Origin of the sequence: Kitasatospora sp. NPDC101155 (assembly GCF_044768305.1) — a bacterium.
In the GTDB taxonomy this organism is placed as follows: Bacteria; Actinomycetota; Actinomycetes; order Streptomycetales; family Streptomycetaceae; genus Kitasatospora.
This window is the reverse complement of record NZ_JBIWPN010000010.1, coordinates 235,839-250,125: the sequence shown is the minus strand read 5'-3', so window position 1 is coordinate 250,125 and position 14,287 is coordinate 235,839. Positions and strand designations below refer to the sequence as shown.

Below are 14,287 nucleotides of genomic sequence, written 5' to 3'. Positions count from 1 at the left end.
CGCGGGTTCGGTGGCGGTCACGGCGGGTCCTCCCTTGATCAGACGGTGCCGAACTCCCCGCTACGCACGGCGGAGACGAAGGCCGACCAGGCGTCAGCCGCGAAGACCAGGGATAGGCCCTCGGGGTCCTTCGAGTCACGGACGGGAACAGTGTCGGAGGTGACCAAGTTCCCCGCTACCTCCACACAGTCGCCGCCGTTGCTGCTGTACGAGGATTTGAACCACGCGGGTTCGGTGGCGGTCACGGCGGGTCCTCCCTTGATCAGACGGTGCCGAACTCCCCGCTACGCACGGCGGAGACGAAGGCCGACCAGGCGTCGGCCGCGAAGACCAGGGCAGGGCCGTCGGGATCCTTGCTGTCCCTTACGGGCACCCGATCGAGGAACCCGTCCGCGACCTCCACGCACTGCCCTTCCTGGACGCTGTAGCTACTCGTGCGCCATGCGGCGCCTGTCAGGTCATCCATCCTCAAAACCTCTCCGAACTTGCCGGATGAACTCTCGGCTCTCCGAGCGGGACAACGCCTCGACTTGCAGTTGATCGTACTCACCAGCCCACTCGGCCAAGGTGTCTGGTTCCCGCTCAAGGAAGCCGCGTCGCTGCGTCTCGCCGTATCCCACGATGGTCCTGTTCGGCAGGGTCAGCAAGGTAATTGGAAGCCCAAACGGCCTGTCCTCGCCGAGCGAGAACGGGCTGATCTGCACAACCGTCTGAGGCTGGGCGGACAGCTCCTCCAGATGTACGAGCTGCTCCACCATGACGTCCCGGCCACCGATAGCTCGGCGCAGGCAACCCTCGTCTATGACCGCGTGGACTCGGGGCGCCGGATGCTGGCTCAGACGTTGCTGTCGATGCAGCAGCAGCGAGAGTCGATCTTCAGCCTGCTGTTGAGTTGCCCACCCACGGCGAACTCGCGCCTCCTGGTACGCCCTCGCGTAGGCAGGAGTCTGGAAGAGGCTCGGAATGATGTTGATCTCGAACAACCGCAGGGCCACGGCATCCGCCTCACTGCGCAGATACTCGCCGAATCCCTCAAACAGAACTCTCTGCCCCAACTTGCGCCACCCTCGCTCGAATCGCTCAGGCGCCTCGAACGCGACATCAAGTCTTCTGGAAAATGGAAGAGTTGGAGGCTTGCGGCCAGTTTCGACGGCGGACACATGAACGGCCGAGTACCCAATGAGGGCCGCCAGGTGTTCCTGCGTCCAGCCTCTCGCCTCTCGCAACTCGCGAAGTTCCGCACCGAACTTGGCAGCGGGTGAGGCATCCGGATCAAGTTCCTTGCGATTCATGATCGTTGGAGGCCCTTCCTTCCTGAGGGAAAGGTTGAAGTACTTCACATCCTAGACCACAGTTGGGACTCCGGGTAGTCATCTCACTACTGAGAGGAGCGGGCCTTGAAGCTGCATCGAACCCCCTCTGCTCCGCATTCCCCCCGACTCTGCGAGGTCGGCACGGCCCCCACCACCGAGCGCTTCCAGGTGGTGATCTACCTGGCCAAGACCAGCCCCGCCTTCCCCGAGTTGGAGATGCGCAGCTGCGAGGAGTACGCGCTCACCCACAACTGGGACGTCACCCTCACCGTCGTGGACGACGAGACGGAGAAGCCCCTGGAGCAACGCCCGCTGCTCCTGGCCGCGCTGCAGACGATCAAGGACAAGGGCGCCGAAGCCATCCTGATCCCCTCCAAAACGGCCGTCTCCCCCATCGACGGCGAGTTCGACGAGTTCGCCAGCCAGGTCGAGAAGGCCGGCGGGTTCGTCCAGGTGGCCCGCCGATGGAGCACCAGATACGGGATCATTCCCGCCGATGACGGGGCCTCCTACCCGGTCTGGGTCATCCGGGACCGCGACACCAGCCGGTTGGTGAAGGCGCTGCCGCCCGGCCCCGAACCGTTGCGGTTCTACTCTTACGACCGGGCGGAGCGATGGGTGCGCGCCAACGAGCAGCCCCACCCGGCCCCGGAGGTCACCTGATGACCACCGCCCTCTCCCGCAAGCGATACGAGATCCGCCTGATCAGCTCCCGCAGCCCACACTTCCTCCTGGTGGAGTGCTGGGGCCTGTGGGACCCGGACCAGCACCAGTACCTCCGCGTGCGAGGCAGCTCGGGCAAAATCAGACGCTTCTACATCCGCGCCGCCGCCGAGGCCTACCTCCGCTTCACGCCCGACAACTCCCCGTAGTGGGCACACGGCAGCCACCGCGCGGGCCCCGTCCTGCCGGGCGAGACGGGGCCCGCGCGACGGGGCGAACCGAGTCAGGACGGCACCTCGGCGAGGTGGCGGAACTTGCGGGCGTCGTTGGCCAGGTCGTCCGTGTCGAGCGTGATGTCGTCGCCGTGCTCCATGTAGACGGCCCACATGCTGCCGTCGACCCAGACGCAGAAGGCGATGTCCTGGGGCTTCCCGGCCTTCTTCATCATGTCGGTGATGTGGCCGCACTTCATGACGCCGCCGCGTTCGCCCGGGTCGACGGTGCGCAGGCCCTCGACGTGCCGGCCGGTGGCCGCCTCGGTGATCACGGTGTCGATCACGGCCGAGGGCGAGACGATGGGCAGCTCGCGAACGGTGAGGGCGACGCTGCGCGACCCGTCCTCGGTCTGGTAGCCGCCGACCTTCGTACCGCTGGGGAGCGGCGACGCCTTGGGGAGCTGCCCTGCGGGGACCCGAGGCAGCCCCAGGAAGTCCTCCGGCGGGCTGTAGCGGTACGTGCCGAGGTTGGCCGTGTCGTGGGCGAAGGCGAGCGCGAGGGCGATGACGGCGGCGAACCCGAAGGCCGCCAAGGTCAGCCAGAGCCGACGGCGCGAGCCCGGCGGTGGGGGCAGGGTCGGGATCGGGGCGACGGGCGTCATGTCCACCAGGACGTCGCCGTCCTGTGGTTGATCTTGATCGGGCACCGGCATATCTGAGCAGGTCACGCCCATGGGCGCAAGAGATTTGACGGCGGTCTCGACGGACCGTTCCCCGGGCGTTCACCCGCCCGGCACGCGGAACTCACCAGGGAGCGGCAGGCTCCAGGCGAGAGGTGAAGTTGGCTATACAACTCACCCCAAGGAGGAGATCCATGACCGAGCAACCGCCGCCCTACTGGCTGCGCGACAACTGCCCCTGCGCCGAGTGCCGGGACCCGCGCAACGGGCAGAAGCTGTTCCAGATCGGCGACCTGCCGGGCGATCTCACGATCGCCGCGCAGTGCGAGCTGGACGGGAACCTGGAGGTGCTCTGGTCGGACGGACACCGCTCCCGCTACCCGCTCACCTGGCTCCACGAGGAAGCCGACGGCGACGGTCGCACCGAGCTGGACAAGCGGCTCTGGACGGCCGCCGACTTCGCCCGCGGCATCCCCGAGGCCGACTGGGCGGTGTACCTGACCGACCCCACCGAGCAGGCCGCCGTCCTCGCCGCCGTCCGGCGCAGCGGCTTCGCCGTGCTGCGCGGGGTGCCGACGGTGGAGCGGCAGGTGCTCCGGGTGGCCGAGAGCTTCGGCTACGTCCGGGTCACCAACTACGGCGAGCTGTTCGACGTCCGGGTCGAGCCGGACCCGAACAACCTGGCCTTCACCAGCGCCGCCATCGCCCCGCACACCGACAACCCGTACCGGGACCCGGTGCCCACCCTTCAGTTGCTGCACTGCCTGGAGAACTCGGCGACCGGCGGCGACTCCGGCCTGGTGGACGGCTTCAAGGCGGCGGCGGTCCTCCGGGAGGAGTCCCCCGAGGACTTCGCGACGCTCACCCGCACCCCCGTCCCCTTCGTCTTCCGCGACCGCCGCACCGAACTGCGCGCCGACCGCCCGCTGATCGACGTGGACCCGCTCGGCCGGATCCGCGAGGTGCGCTTCAACAACCGCTCGATCGGCACCCTGCGCGGAAGCGGAAGCGACCTGGAGGCCTTCTACGCCGCCTACCGCCGCTTCGCCGCGATCACCCTGCGCCCCGAGCTGCAGCTGGAATTCCGCCTCGACCCCGGCGACTGCCTGATCTTCGACAACACCCGCCTGCTGCACGCCCGTACGGCCTTCCAGCAGGACGGCCACAGACACCTCCAGGGCTGCTACGCCGACCTCGACTCGCTGTCGAGCACCCTCGCCGTGCTGAACCGCCGCACCGCCGCCCTGGACGGGATCGCCGAGCTGTTCGCGGGCGAGGGCGCCGGGGAGTACCTCGGCGAGGCGGTCACCATGGCCGAGCACATGCTGCAGGCCGCCGCCGCGGCCGAGGCCGGCGGGGCGCCGGACCACCTGGTCGCCGCCGCGCTGCTGCACGACGTGGGTCATTTCTTCGACGAGCACGGCCAGGGCGCCCTGCACGGAAAGGACCTGATGCGCGGGCAGGACAACCGGCACAGCCACACCGGCGCCGACTGGCTGGCCCGCTGGTTCGGCCCGGAGGTCACCGAGCCGGTCCGGCTGCACGTGGCCGCCAAGCGCTACCTGTGCGCGGTGGAGGACGGCTACCGCGCCCGGCTCTCCGAGGCCTCCGAGTACACCCTGACGGTCCAGGGCGGCCCAATGGACGAGCGGGAGGCCGCCGCCTTCGCCGAACTCCCGGGCGCCGCCGACGCGGTGGCCGTCCGCCGCTGGGACGAGCAGGCGAAGGAGCCCGACGCGCAGGCGCCGGACTTCGAGCACTACCGCCCGCTGCTCGCCTCGCTCATGCGCTAGCGCCGGTACGCGAAGCACGCCCGGGAGCGGGGCCTCAGTCCATTTCCCGGGCGTGCCGCGAAAGTGCCGACGTGGCCAGCGAGTTGTGCACGCTGAAGGCCACCGTCCCGGGCAGGTAGCGGTCCTGGGACCACTCCACCGGCGTGCCGGTCGGGTCCGTCGTACGACGCCGCTCGCGCAGCAGCGGGCCGCCCCGGCGGCAGCCGAGCAGCCGGGCGTCCTCCGCGTTGGCGGCGACGATGTCGATGGTGTGGTCGGCGTCGGTGAACAGGATGCCGTGCTCGCGCAGCACCTCGGTGTGCGAGACCACGTCCGGCGGCAGCTCGGCGACGATCTCGCCGACCCGCGGCGGGTAGATGGTGCGCTCGACCATCACCGGCGTGCCGGAGAGCGTGCGCAGCCGGACCGTCACGTACACCTCGGCGCCCGGCTCCAGGCGTAGTTGCTCGCGCTCGGCGGCGTCGGCCGGACGGCGCACCAGGGAGTCCAGGATGCCGCCGGGCTCCTCGCCCATCGAGTACGCCCAATGGGTGAAGCTGAGCAGTTCGGAGAAGCTCTGCACCCGGGCGCCCCCGAGCACCACCCGGCGGGTGCCGCGCCGGGAGGTGACCAGCCCGTCCGAGCGCAGGACGGCGAGCGCCTGGCGGACGGTGCCGCGGGAGACCCCGTACTGCTCGGCCAGCGTGCCCTCGGCGGGCAGCCGGCCCGCCTCGCCGTACGCGCCGGTGGTGATGGCCTCGCGCAGATCGGCGGCCACCTTGCGGTACAGGGATCCGGTGCGCTCGGTCGGCTGCTGCTCGGCGCCGGCAGCGCGCTCGGCGGGGCGCCCGGGCTCTACTGCCACGTCAGTCAATGTCCCTCCTGGGGCGGTGTCCTGCGCAGCCGTACCGGCGCGGACAGCCCGACCATATCCCGCTGCGCATTCAGAGCATCGCACCGAACGGATCACGCTCCGATGGCCGGATTCCACCGTTCCCGCAGCCGACCCCGGTTCTGAGCCGTCCGTTCACCTTCCCGTCACCGGACTCCGGCGTACTTACCCCCGTCAGCGAAGTTGGCTAGTCAACTCGGACAGATCCGAACTCACCTCGGACGGCTCCGAACCGCCGCTCGCCTGATCCCCCGATCAAGACACCCGTTTGCAGTTCCCCCTTCTCAGGAGACTGACCCGTGTCCGTGCACCGCGCCCGCACCGCCGCCTTCGCGGCCGTCCTGACCGCCGCCGCGCTGTCCCTCACCGCCTGCGGTTCCGCCGGCTCCTCCTCCGCGAAGTCCGGCGGCGACGCCGCGGGCGGCAAGAGCGCCAAGACCGCCACCTCCGTCGCCGACTTCGGCGGCATGGACGCCCTGGTCGCCGCCGCCAAGAAGGAAGGCAAGCTGCACGTCATCACGCTGCCGCGCGACTGGGCGAACTACGGCAAGCTGATGGACGACTTCAAGGCGAAGTACGGCATCGAGATCGAGGACGAGAACCCGGACGGCTCCAGCCAGGACGAGATCAACGCGGTCACCTCCCGCAAGGGCCAGGACCGCGCCCCCGACGTCGTCGACCTCGGCTCGGCCTTCGCGATCAGCGCCGGCAAGCAGGGCCTGCTGGCCCCCTACAAGGTGACCGACTTCGACAAGATCCCGGCCACCATGAAGGACGCCAACGGCCTGAGCTACAACGACTACGGCGGCTACATGTCGATCGGCTGCGACGCCAAGAAGGTGTCCGTCTGCCCGAAGACCTTCGCCGACCTGCTCAAGCCCGACTACAAGGGCATGGTCGCCCTGAACGGCAACCCGACCAAGGCCGGTGCCGCCTTCGGCGCCGTCTACGCGGCCGCGCTCGCCAACGGCGGCTCGCTGGACAACATCCAGCCCGGCATCGACTTCTTCGGCAAGGTCAAGCAGGCCGGCAACTTCAACCCGGTCGAGGTCACCCCGGCGACCATCGAGAAGGGCGAGACCCCGATCAGCATCGACTGGTCGTACCTGAACGCCGGCTACAGCGACAAGTTCAAGGACAAGGGCATCGACTGGCAGGTGGCCATCCCCTCGGACGGCTCCTACGCCCAGTACTACAACCAGGCGATCAACAAGGACGCCCCGCACCCGGCCGCCGCGCGCCTGTGGGAGGAGTACCTCTACAGCGCCCAGGGCCAGAACGGCTTCCTCGGCGGCTACGCCACCCCCGCCCTGTTCGACTCGATGAAGGCCGCCGGCACCCTGGACGCCACCGCCGCCGCCAAGCTGCCGGCCGTCGAGAAGCCCTTCACCACCTTCCCCACCCAGGACCAGACCGACGCGGCCAAGAAGGTCGTGACCGAGAACTGGGCCAAGGCGATCGCGGGCTGACCTGAGATGACCACGGCTCCCACCCCGGTGCCGCCCACCGCCTCCGCCGCTCACAGCGGCGGGGGCGCCACCGCCGGCCCCGCTACCCCCACCCCGGCCCCGGCCACCGCCGCCACCGCGGCGACCGCCAAGGCCCCCCGCCCGGCCAAGCGCCGGGCCGGCGGCAGCCGCGCCTGGCTCGCCGCCCTCCCCCTGCTGCTCTTCTTCGTGATCGGCTTCGGCCTGCCGGCCGTCGCGATCGCCATCGGCGCGTTCACCACCTCCTCGGACGCGCCCGACGGCGGCGGCACCTTCACCATGGACAACCTCACCGGTTCCCTCCAGGGCGCGTACTGGACCGCCCTGTGGGGCAGCGTGAAGCTCTCGCTGCTGACCGCGCTGATCGCCACCGTGGTCGGCCTGCCGCTGGCCCAGGCCGTGGCGACCTCCCGCTTCCGGGCCTTCCGCGAGGCCGTGATGTCCGCCTCCGGCGTGCTCGCCAACTTCGGCGGCGTCCCGCTGGCCTTCATGTTCGTCGCCACCCTCGGCAACGCCGGTGAGGTCACCAAGAAGCTCGGCCTGACCAAGCACGGCTGGAACCTCTACACCTTCTCCGGCCTGTCGGTGGTCTACCTCTACTTCCTGGTCCCGCTGATGGTCATCACCATCACCCCGGCCCTGGAGGGCCTCAAGGCCCAGTGGCGCGAGGCCGCGTACAACAACGGCGCCACCGCGGTGCAGTACTGGCGGCACGTGGCACTGCCCGTCCTGCTGCCCTCGCTGCTCGGCGGCTTCGTGCTGCTGTTCGGCGCCTCCTTCGCCGCGTACGCCACCGCCGAGGCCATGGTGGGCAGTTCGGTGCCGCTGATCTCGATGCAGATCGGCGACGCGCTGTCCGGCAACGTCCTGGTCGGCCAGGGCAACCTCGCCCTCGCCCTCGGCCTCGACATGATCGTGGTCGCCTGCCTGGTGATGGCCCTGTACCTGCCCCTTCAGCGCCGGAGTGCCAAGTGGCTCGCCTGATCAATCGCATCCGTTTCGGCCGCGGCCTGGTCCTGCTGATCTGCGGGATCTACTTCGCGGTGCCGATGGCCGCCTCGCTGTGGTTCAGCATCGACGACAACAAGGGCGGCACCACCTTCCGCGCCTACACCGAGCTGCTGAACGCCCCCGGCTTCACCGACAGCCTGGTGCTCAGCCTCGAACTGGCCGCCGTCACCGTCGCGGTGCTGCTGCTCCTGCTCGTCCCGGCCGTGCTCGCCGCCCGGCTCGGCGCGCCGAAGCTGGGCCCGGTGATCGAGGTGATGTGCTCGATGCCGCTGGTCGTCCCGGTCGTCGCGCTCACCACCGGCATCATCGGCGTGCTGCGCTGGGGCCCGGACTACCTCCAGGACACCCCGCTCTTCCAGACCATCGTGGCCATCCAGGACCCGAAGTTCCCGATCGTCCTGGTCATCGCGTACGTGCTGATGGCGCTGCCGTTCGCCTACCGGGCGATCGACGCCGGCCTGCGCGGCGTGGACGTGGTCACCCTGGTCGAGGCCGCCCGCAACTGCGGGGCCGGCTGGCTGCGCGCGGTGTTCACCGTCGTCCTGCCCAACCTGCGCAGCTCGCTGCTGAACGCCGCCGTGCTCACCGTCGCCCTGGTGCTCGGCGAGTTCACCACCGCCTCGATCCTCGGCTTCGCCCCCTTCTCGGTGTGGATCAACTCCAACGGCAAGAGCGACGGCCAGATGTCCGTCGCGGTCTCGATGCTCAGCCTGCTGATCGTCTGGCTCGTCCTGCTGCTGATGTCCGCCGTCGGCCGCGGCCGCAAGACCGCCCGGTCCTGAACCACCCCACGCTTTCCAGGAGTCACCAGTCATGACCACGGCCACCGCCCCCGTCACCGGCGTCGCGCTCGCCCCGGGCAGCGCCACCGTCGAGTTCCGCTCGCTGCGCCGCTCCTTCGGCGCCACCACCGCGCTCGACGGCCTCGACCTGACCGTCCACCCCGGTGAGCTGGTCGCCCTGCTCGGCCCGTCCGGCTGCGGCAAGACCACCGCGCTGCGCATCCTGGCCGGCTTCGAGCAGCACGACTCGGGCGAGGTCCTGGTCGACGGCCAGGACATCACCTCGATCCCGGCGCACAAGCGCGACGCGGGCATGGTGTTCCAGTCGTACAGCCTCTTCCCGCACCTGACCGCGCTGGACAACATCGCCTTCGGGCTGCGGATGCGCGGCACCGGCAAGGCCGAACGCCGCAAGCGCGCCGAGGAGTTGCTGGAGCTGGTCGGCCTGCCGCACCGCGCCGGGCACTACCCGCACCAGATGTCCGGCGGCCAGCAGCAGCGCATCGCGCTGGCCCGCGCGCTCGCCCTGCAGCCGCGCGTGCTGCTGCTGGACGAGCCGCTGTCCGCGCTGGACGCCAAGGTCCGCCTCCAGCTGCGCGAGGAGATCCGGCGCCTGCAGCAGGAGTTGGGCATCACCACCCTGTTCGTCACCCACGACCAGGAAGAGGCGCTGTCGATGGCCGACCGGGTCGCGGTGCTGCGTGCCGGCAAGCTGGAGCAGTGCGCCACCCCGTCCGAGCTGTACGGCCGGCCGGCCACCGCCTTCGTCGCCGAGTTCGTCGGCACCATGAGCCGCATCCCGTGCACCCGCACCTCGGACGGCGTCGAGGTGCTCGGCCGCCGGCACGCGGTGGACGGCGCGATCCCGGCGGACGGCGACCTGCAGGTGCTGGTCCGCCCGGAGAACGTCACCCTCACCCCGTCCGAGAACGGCCCGGCGCTGGTGATCACCGCGTCCTTCCTGGGCGCCGTCACCCGGCTCACCGTCCGCCTGGACGACGGCACCGAGGTCAAGGCCGACCTGCCCACCGAGGCCGCCGCCGCCCTGCCCGCCGGCTCGCGCGCCGACCTCACGCTGCCGGAGCGCCCGGTGCTGGTGGACCGCCGAACCGCCTGAGCCCCCGCTGCGGGAGAATCCCCTGCGAAGGGTCCCGCCGCCGAGGGTCTTCCACCGCCCCTGCACCGTCCGAAGAAGCACCGAAGGTACCGCCATGCCTGAAACCGCCATGCCCGAAACCGTGCCCGCACTCCCCTCCGCCGTCCTCTTCGACATGGACGGCACCCTGGTCGACACCGAGCAACTGTGGTGGCAGGCCGCCGCCGAGCTCGCCGAGGAGCTGAACCGCCCGCTCACCGACCAGGACGCCCCCGAGGTGCTCGGCCAGGCCGTCGAGCACACCGCCGCCCACCTGCACAAGGTCAGCGGCACCACCCTCGGCGAGGCCGAACTCGCCGCCCGGCTGGGCGAGTCCTTCGCCACCAAGGTCGCCGCCGAGACGGTGCCGCGCCCCGGCGCGCTCGCCCTGCTGGCCGCGCTGCGCGAGGCCCGGGTGCCCACCGCACTGGTCTCCGCCTCCCCGCGCCGGGTGGTCGACCTGGTGCTCTCCGCGATCGGCCGCGACTGGTTCAAGGTCACCCTGGCCGCCGAGGACACCGCCCGCACCAAGCCCGCGCCCGACCCGTACCTGGCCGCCGCCGAGCGACTGGGCCTGGACCCGGCCGTCTGCGTCGCCGTCGAGGACACCCCGACCGGGGTCGCCTCCGCCACCGCGGCCGGCTGCGCCGTGCTCGCCGTTCCGTCCACCGCCGTCCCGATGCCGGCCGGCGACCGGATCACCCTGCTGACCAGCCTGGAGCAGGTCGACCTCGCGCTGCTCGGGAAGCTCTGCGCCGCGCCGGCGGTTTGACAGCGACATGTCCTACCTCCTGCTCGCCCTCGCCATCATCAGCGAGGTCTGCGCCACCAGCTGCCTCAAACTCACCGAGGGGTTCACCCGCCTCTGGCCCAGCATCGGGGTCGGGATCGGTTACGCGCTCTCCTTCTACCTGCTCGGCCGCGCCCTCAAGCACATACCGGTCTCGGTCGCGTACGCGGTCTGGTCGGGCGCCGGGACGGCGGCGGTCGCCGGGATCGGCGTGGTCGCCTTCGGGGAGTCGCTGGGCAGGCTGCAGTGGCTGGGCCTCGCGCTGGTGATCGTCGGGGTGGTCGTGCTCAACCTCAAGGGCAGTCACTGACGTATCGTCACATCATGTTCCACCGGGCCGGGGTGGGAGTCGGACGCACCGACTTCCCACCCCGGCCCGCTCGTTGCCGCAGAGCGCGGCTTCTCGCGCCGCCGACGTCGGAACCACGCCACCTCCGCGCAAGGATCCCGTGTGCATACGGGCCGGGACCCGGCAGCGCGGATCGCCCACGCACCAACGGCGTTATGCTCGGCCCGTCCGACAACCGACGCATCGGGGGAGAAAATGGCCGATTTCACGGTCAGTCCCGAGTTCCTGGCCAAGCTCGCCAAGGACCTCAAAGGCTGTGGCGACGAACTCGACCAGGGGCTGAAGGCGCTCAAGGAGGCGAGCCGCGACGGACTCGGCTTCGACTTCCTGGAGGACGCCGGCAAGCACTTCCAGGAGAAGTGGGAGTACGGCCTCAAGAAGGTCCGCGAGTGCGTCAAGGTCCTCGACGACGGCCTGGACAAGGTCGCGCAGTCCTACGACGGCACCGAGAAGAGCATCACCAAGGCCCTCACCCCGGCGGCGGGGCAGTCATGACCGATCCCAAGCCCGACTGGTCCGGCCTCGGCTTCAACCCGGCCCCCGGCGACCCCACCGCCGTGGCCGGCCTCAGCGGCAGCCTGCGCCGGGTCTCCCAGCACCTGACCGGCGTCCACACCACGCTCACCCAGATCTCCGACAACCAGGGCCAGTGGACCGGCGAGGCCGCCAAGTCCTTCGCCGCCCAGTTCGGCAAGCTCCCCGGCTACCTCCAGGACGCCGCCGACTCCATCACTGCCGCCTACCAGGCCCTCGACACCTGGTACCAGACGCTCAACGAACACCAGCCCAAGGCCGCCGAGTTGGCCCGCGCCGCGGTCGCCGCCAAGCAGGGCAAGGAACAGGCCGAACAGGCCCACCGCACCGCGGCCGCCGCCCCCGACCTCGAACTGGCTGGCAGGAGCTTCCCTGACGACGCCTCCCTCGCCGCCGCCGAACAGCGCTACACCGCCGCCAAGAAGCACCTCGACGAGGCCACCAGGCTGGTCAACAGCGCCACTTCGACCCTCACCGGCCTGCAGAGCCAGGCCCACGAGCTCGCCGAAGGCCACAAGTCCGACGCCCGCAAGACCGCCACCGCCATCCGCAAGGCCGCCGACAGCAAGGCCCCACCGGAGCCGGGCTGGCTCAGCAAGGTCGGCAACTGGCTGAAGAACCACGGCGCCGACCTGCTGACGGTGGCCGCGGGCGTCTGCGGCGTCGCGGCGATCTTCTTCCCGGCCTTCGCCCTGCCGGCGATCCTGCTGAGCGTCGCGGCCGCGGGCGCCCACGCGACCCAGTACGCCGCCAAGGGCCAGCTGTGGCCGCCGCAGAAGAACATCGGCAACTGGCTGACCCTGGGCGGCGATGTCCTCGGCGCGATCCCCGGTGTGGGTGTCGCCGCCAAGGGCGTCACCGCTGCCCGGGAGGCCAGCGCCGCCGGTGCGGGCGTGCGCGGCGTCGTGAGCGCCGGAACGACCGAGGTCCGTACCGCCGCCCGCGCGGTCGACCCGGCCAATCCGCTCTTCACCACCGCGATCGAGAAGCCCGCCGTCGAACTGGGGCTCTCCAAGGCCACCGCGATGAACGTCTCCGACGGTGTCCAGGCCGCCACCACCGCCGGACTCAACGCCCCGACCGCGTACGCCCTCACCCAGGACAACCCGAGCGACGGCCTCACCAGCGCGGTCAACTACACCACCGGCGCCAACAACCTCGTCGGATCGGGCGGCCTTGCCGCCGGCGGCGGCAAGGCCAACGTCATCGTCGGAACCGTGTCCACCGTCGGCAACCTGCTCGGCATGGGCGGATGGGCAGCCGGCTATGGCCGTTGAGACCACTCCCACCCCGTCGCTCTGGCTCACCCTGCCCGCGGGCTTCACCTCCGTCGACCTGGACGAGGACCTCGGTGACCGGATGGCCCGGACGGCAACGGCCCTTGACTCGGCTTTCCCTGACGCCCACTCCGAGCAGAAGCTCAGCGCCGTCATCGCCGCCGAGACCGCCCTGCAGGCCCAGCTGCGCGAGGGCGCCGTCCACGTCTCCAGCTGCCTGGTCCGGGCCGGGGACGGCGAGCCGATCCACGGCATGCTCGCCGTCTTCGTCCGCCCGCAGGAACTCGGCCCGCGCGGCAGCTACCCCGACCGCGCCGCCGAGGAGTTGGCCGAGGCCTGGCCGGACGCCGACGTCGGCGTGGTGGACCTGCCCCTCGGCCGCGCCGCGCTCGCCGCCCGCGACCTGGCCGTCCCGGTGCCCGGCGTGGTGTGGGGCGTGTCCGAGTCCACCGTCAGCACGGTGCGTCAGCTCGAACTGCTGATCCCGCACCCGTGGAGCCCGCACGTGGTCGCCGCGGTCTTCACCACCGAGGACCTCGACCACTGGTCCGAGTGGCTCCCGCTGCTCGCCACCGCATTCCGCGGCATCTCCTTCCACCCACCCCGGGACGAGAGCCTCGACAGCCTGCCGCCCGAGCAGTGGGACAACATCCGGAAGGCCTTCGGTTGACCGTCACGACGTCCGTGACGTCCAAGGCCGAGCCCCGCCGCGGCTCGATCCCGCTGACGATCGCCCTCGCGCTCGCCGCGCCGCTGTCGATCGTCGGCATCGCCGCCGCCTACGGGTCGTACGGCTGGCCGGCCGGCCTGGGCGCCCTGGTGCTCGGCACCGCCGTCCTGGCGGCGGGCCTCGGCCGCCTGGCCGGCGGGACGCGCGGCTGCCTCGCGGCCCTGATCGCCCCGCTCGCGCTCCTCATCGCGGCGGCAGCGGCGGGCAACGTCCGCGACGACGTGGTGCTGAGCGCCGGCCCCACGGTGACCGCCCGGGTCGTCGACGTCGAGCGGACACCCGGCAATCGCGGCCCTTCCTGGGACTACCGCCTGGTGACCGACGACGGCGCTCCCGTCCCCGGCGGCCGCCTCAACCAGCACAACCAGGACCTGCGGATCGGCGAGCAGGTCACCGTCCGCATCGACCCCGACGGCACCGCCCGCCCCAAGCGCCCCGAGCAGATCGACCTCGGCACCGACCTCTTCTGGGCCGCTGTCGTGCTGCTCGCCTCCTCCGCCGCGGTGCTCCGGGTCGGCCTCTCCGCCCGGCCGGCCCCTTCCGCGTTCGATCCCTCCGGCACGTGATCCGCGTCACACCGCCTCACTGAAACCCTGTCATCCGTCCTGTCGTCCTGTCCTTCGCGCTTTTTGATGAACGGACAATACGGGGGTTGAC

The 14,287-nt window shown here is 70.8% G+C and carries 18 protein-coding genes; 13 read left to right on the top strand and 5 right to left on the bottom strand.

From position 1 onward, the window contains the following. Nucleotides 1–38: 38 nt before the first annotated feature. Genes ACIRYZ_RS18105 through ACIRYZ_RS18095 form a run of 3 tightly spaced genes read right to left on the bottom strand, consistent with a single transcriptional unit; the run spans nucleotide 39 to nucleotide 1,340 of the window. Entirely contained in the window at nucleotides 39–245 is a 207-nt protein-coding gene (locus tag ACIRYZ_RS18105; protein WP_402945113.1) for a DUF397 domain-containing protein, read from the bottom strand. A gap of 17 nt (nucleotides 246–262) precedes the next feature. After that, nucleotides 263–472 carry a DUF397 domain-containing protein gene (locus tag ACIRYZ_RS18100; RefSeq protein WP_402945112.1) on the bottom strand — a complete coding sequence of 70 codons (210 nt, stop codon included), beginning with the start codon at nucleotides 470–472 and terminating at the stop codon, nucleotides 263–265. Then, on the bottom strand, nucleotides 459–1,340 hold the full coding sequence (locus ACIRYZ_RS18095) for a Scr1 family TA system antitoxin-like transcriptional regulator (RefSeq protein ID WP_402945110.1): 882 nt from the start codon (nucleotides 1,338–1,340) through the stop codon (nucleotides 459–461). Before ACIRYZ_RS18095 ends, ACIRYZ_RS18100 begins: the two co-directional genes overlap by 14 nt. Before the next feature lie 57 nt (nucleotides 1,341–1,397). Between ACIRYZ_RS18095 and ACIRYZ_RS18090 the strand changes: the two genes are divergently transcribed. After that, nucleotides 1,398–1,976, top strand: a complete 579-nt coding sequence (locus ACIRYZ_RS18090) for a hypothetical protein (protein ID WP_402945108.1) — start codon at nucleotides 1,398–1,400, stop codon at nucleotides 1,974–1,976. Further along, entirely contained in the window at nucleotides 1,976–2,185 is a 210-nt protein-coding gene (locus tag ACIRYZ_RS18085) for a hypothetical protein (protein ID WP_402945106.1), read from the top strand. The genes ACIRYZ_RS18090 and ACIRYZ_RS18085 overlap by 1 nt, the downstream gene beginning before the upstream one ends. A 74-nt stretch (nucleotides 2,186–2,259) precedes the next feature. Here ACIRYZ_RS18085 and ACIRYZ_RS18080 read toward each other — a convergent pair whose 3' ends face one another. Then, nucleotides 2,260–2,898 (bottom strand): hypothetical protein, encoded by a 639-nt coding sequence (locus tag ACIRYZ_RS18080; RefSeq protein ID WP_402945104.1) that lies wholly within the window; start codon nucleotides 2,896–2,898, stop codon nucleotides 2,260–2,262. A 167-nt stretch (nucleotides 2,899–3,065) separates the two neighbouring features. Between ACIRYZ_RS18080 and ACIRYZ_RS18075 the strand changes: the two genes are divergently transcribed. Continuing rightward, entirely contained in the window at nucleotides 3,066–4,664 is a 1,599-nt protein-coding gene (locus ACIRYZ_RS18075; RefSeq protein ID WP_402945102.1) for a TauD/TfdA family dioxygenase, read from the top strand. 34 nt (nucleotides 4,665–4,698) lie between these two features. Here ACIRYZ_RS18075 and ACIRYZ_RS18070 read toward each other — a convergent pair whose 3' ends face one another. After that, a complete protein-coding gene (locus ACIRYZ_RS18070; protein WP_402945099.1) occupies nucleotides 4,699–5,508 on the bottom strand; it encodes a GntR family transcriptional regulator in 810 nt (269 codons plus the stop codon). Nucleotides 5,509–5,834: 326 nt separating this feature from the next. Between ACIRYZ_RS18070 and ACIRYZ_RS18065 the strand changes: the two genes are divergently transcribed. The 10 genes from ACIRYZ_RS18065 (at nucleotide 5,835) to ACIRYZ_RS18020 (ending at nucleotide 14,196) form a co-directional block, all read left to right on the top strand. After that, a complete protein-coding gene (locus ACIRYZ_RS18065) occupies nucleotides 5,835–7,004 on the top strand; it encodes an ABC transporter substrate-binding protein (RefSeq protein WP_402945097.1) in 1,170 nt (389 codons plus the stop codon). Between the two features lie 6 nt (nucleotides 7,005–7,010). After that, a complete protein-coding gene (locus ACIRYZ_RS18060) occupies nucleotides 7,011–8,006 on the top strand; it encodes an ABC transporter permease (RefSeq protein ID WP_402945094.1) in 996 nt (331 codons plus the stop codon). Further along, nucleotides 8,006–8,815 carry an ABC transporter permease gene (locus tag ACIRYZ_RS18055; protein WP_380612306.1) on the top strand — a complete coding sequence of 270 codons (810 nt, stop codon included), beginning with the start codon at nucleotides 8,006–8,008 and terminating at the stop codon, nucleotides 8,813–8,815. The genes ACIRYZ_RS18060 and ACIRYZ_RS18055 overlap by 1 nt, the downstream gene beginning before the upstream one ends. A gap of 31 nt (nucleotides 8,816–8,846) precedes the next feature. Further along, nucleotides 8,847–9,932 carry an ABC transporter ATP-binding protein gene (locus tag ACIRYZ_RS18050; protein ID WP_387618311.1) on the top strand — a complete coding sequence of 362 codons (1,086 nt, stop codon included), beginning with the start codon at nucleotides 8,847–8,849 and terminating at the stop codon, nucleotides 9,930–9,932. A 94-nt stretch (nucleotides 9,933–10,026) separates the two neighbouring features. Then, a complete protein-coding gene (locus ACIRYZ_RS18045) occupies nucleotides 10,027–10,722 on the top strand; it encodes an HAD family hydrolase (protein ID WP_402945091.1) in 696 nt (231 codons plus the stop codon). A gap of 7 nt (nucleotides 10,723–10,729) precedes the next feature. After that, nucleotides 10,730–11,050, top strand: a complete 321-nt coding sequence (locus ACIRYZ_RS18040) for a DMT family transporter (RefSeq protein ID WP_402945089.1) — start codon at nucleotides 10,730–10,732, stop codon at nucleotides 11,048–11,050. Nucleotides 11,051–11,284: 234 nt separating this feature from the next. After that, nucleotides 11,285–11,584, top strand: a complete 300-nt coding sequence (locus ACIRYZ_RS18035) for a hypothetical protein (RefSeq protein ID WP_380612222.1) — start codon at nucleotides 11,285–11,287, stop codon at nucleotides 11,582–11,584. Beyond that, complete coding sequence (locus ACIRYZ_RS18030; protein ID WP_402945086.1) at nucleotides 11,581–12,900, top strand: putative T7SS-secreted protein; 1,320 nt, start codon at nucleotides 11,581–11,583, stop codon at nucleotides 12,898–12,900. The genes ACIRYZ_RS18035 and ACIRYZ_RS18030 overlap by 4 nt, the downstream gene beginning before the upstream one ends. Beyond that, a complete protein-coding gene (locus tag ACIRYZ_RS18025; protein WP_402945083.1) occupies nucleotides 12,890–13,570 on the top strand; it encodes a hypothetical protein in 681 nt (226 codons plus the stop codon). Before ACIRYZ_RS18030 ends, ACIRYZ_RS18025 begins: the two co-directional genes overlap by 11 nt. After that, complete coding sequence (locus ACIRYZ_RS18020) at nucleotides 13,567–14,196, top strand: hypothetical protein (RefSeq protein ID WP_402945081.1); 630 nt, start codon at nucleotides 13,567–13,569, stop codon at nucleotides 14,194–14,196. The genes ACIRYZ_RS18025 and ACIRYZ_RS18020 overlap by 4 nt, the downstream gene beginning before the upstream one ends. Nucleotides 14,197–14,287 lie beyond the last annotated feature (91 nt).

Bases quoted from the DNA above. Each gene is read 5' to 3' on its own strand.
- ACIRYZ_RS18085 (WP_402945106.1), top strand. From the start codon at position 1,976: ATGACCACCGCCCTCTCCCGCAAGCGATACGAGATCCGCCTGATCAGC.
- ACIRYZ_RS18075 (WP_402945102.1), top strand. From the start codon at position 3,066: ATGACCGAGCAACCGCCGCCCTACTGGCTGCGCGACAACTGCCCCTGC.
- ACIRYZ_RS18060 (WP_402945094.1), top strand. From the start codon at position 7,011: ATGACCACGGCTCCCACCCCGGTGCCGCCCACCGCCTCCGCCGCTCAC.
- ACIRYZ_RS18050 (WP_387618311.1), top strand. From the start codon at position 8,847: ATGACCACGGCCACCGCCCCCGTCACCGGCGTCGCGCTCGCCCCGGGC.
- ACIRYZ_RS18045 (WP_402945091.1), top strand. From the start codon at position 10,027: ATGCCTGAAACCGCCATGCCCGAAACCGTGCCCGCACTCCCCTCCGCC.
- ACIRYZ_RS18040 (WP_402945089.1), top strand. From the start codon at position 10,730: ATGTCCTACCTCCTGCTCGCCCTCGCCATCATCAGCGAGGTCTGCGCC.
- ACIRYZ_RS18035 (WP_380612222.1), top strand. From the start codon at position 11,285: ATGGCCGATTTCACGGTCAGTCCCGAGTTCCTGGCCAAGCTCGCCAAG.
- ACIRYZ_RS18030 (WP_402945086.1), top strand. From the start codon at position 11,581: ATGACCGATCCCAAGCCCGACTGGTCCGGCCTCGGCTTCAACCCGGCC.
- ACIRYZ_RS18025 (WP_402945083.1), top strand. From the start codon at position 12,890: ATGGCCGTTGAGACCACTCCCACCCCGTCGCTCTGGCTCACCCTGCCC.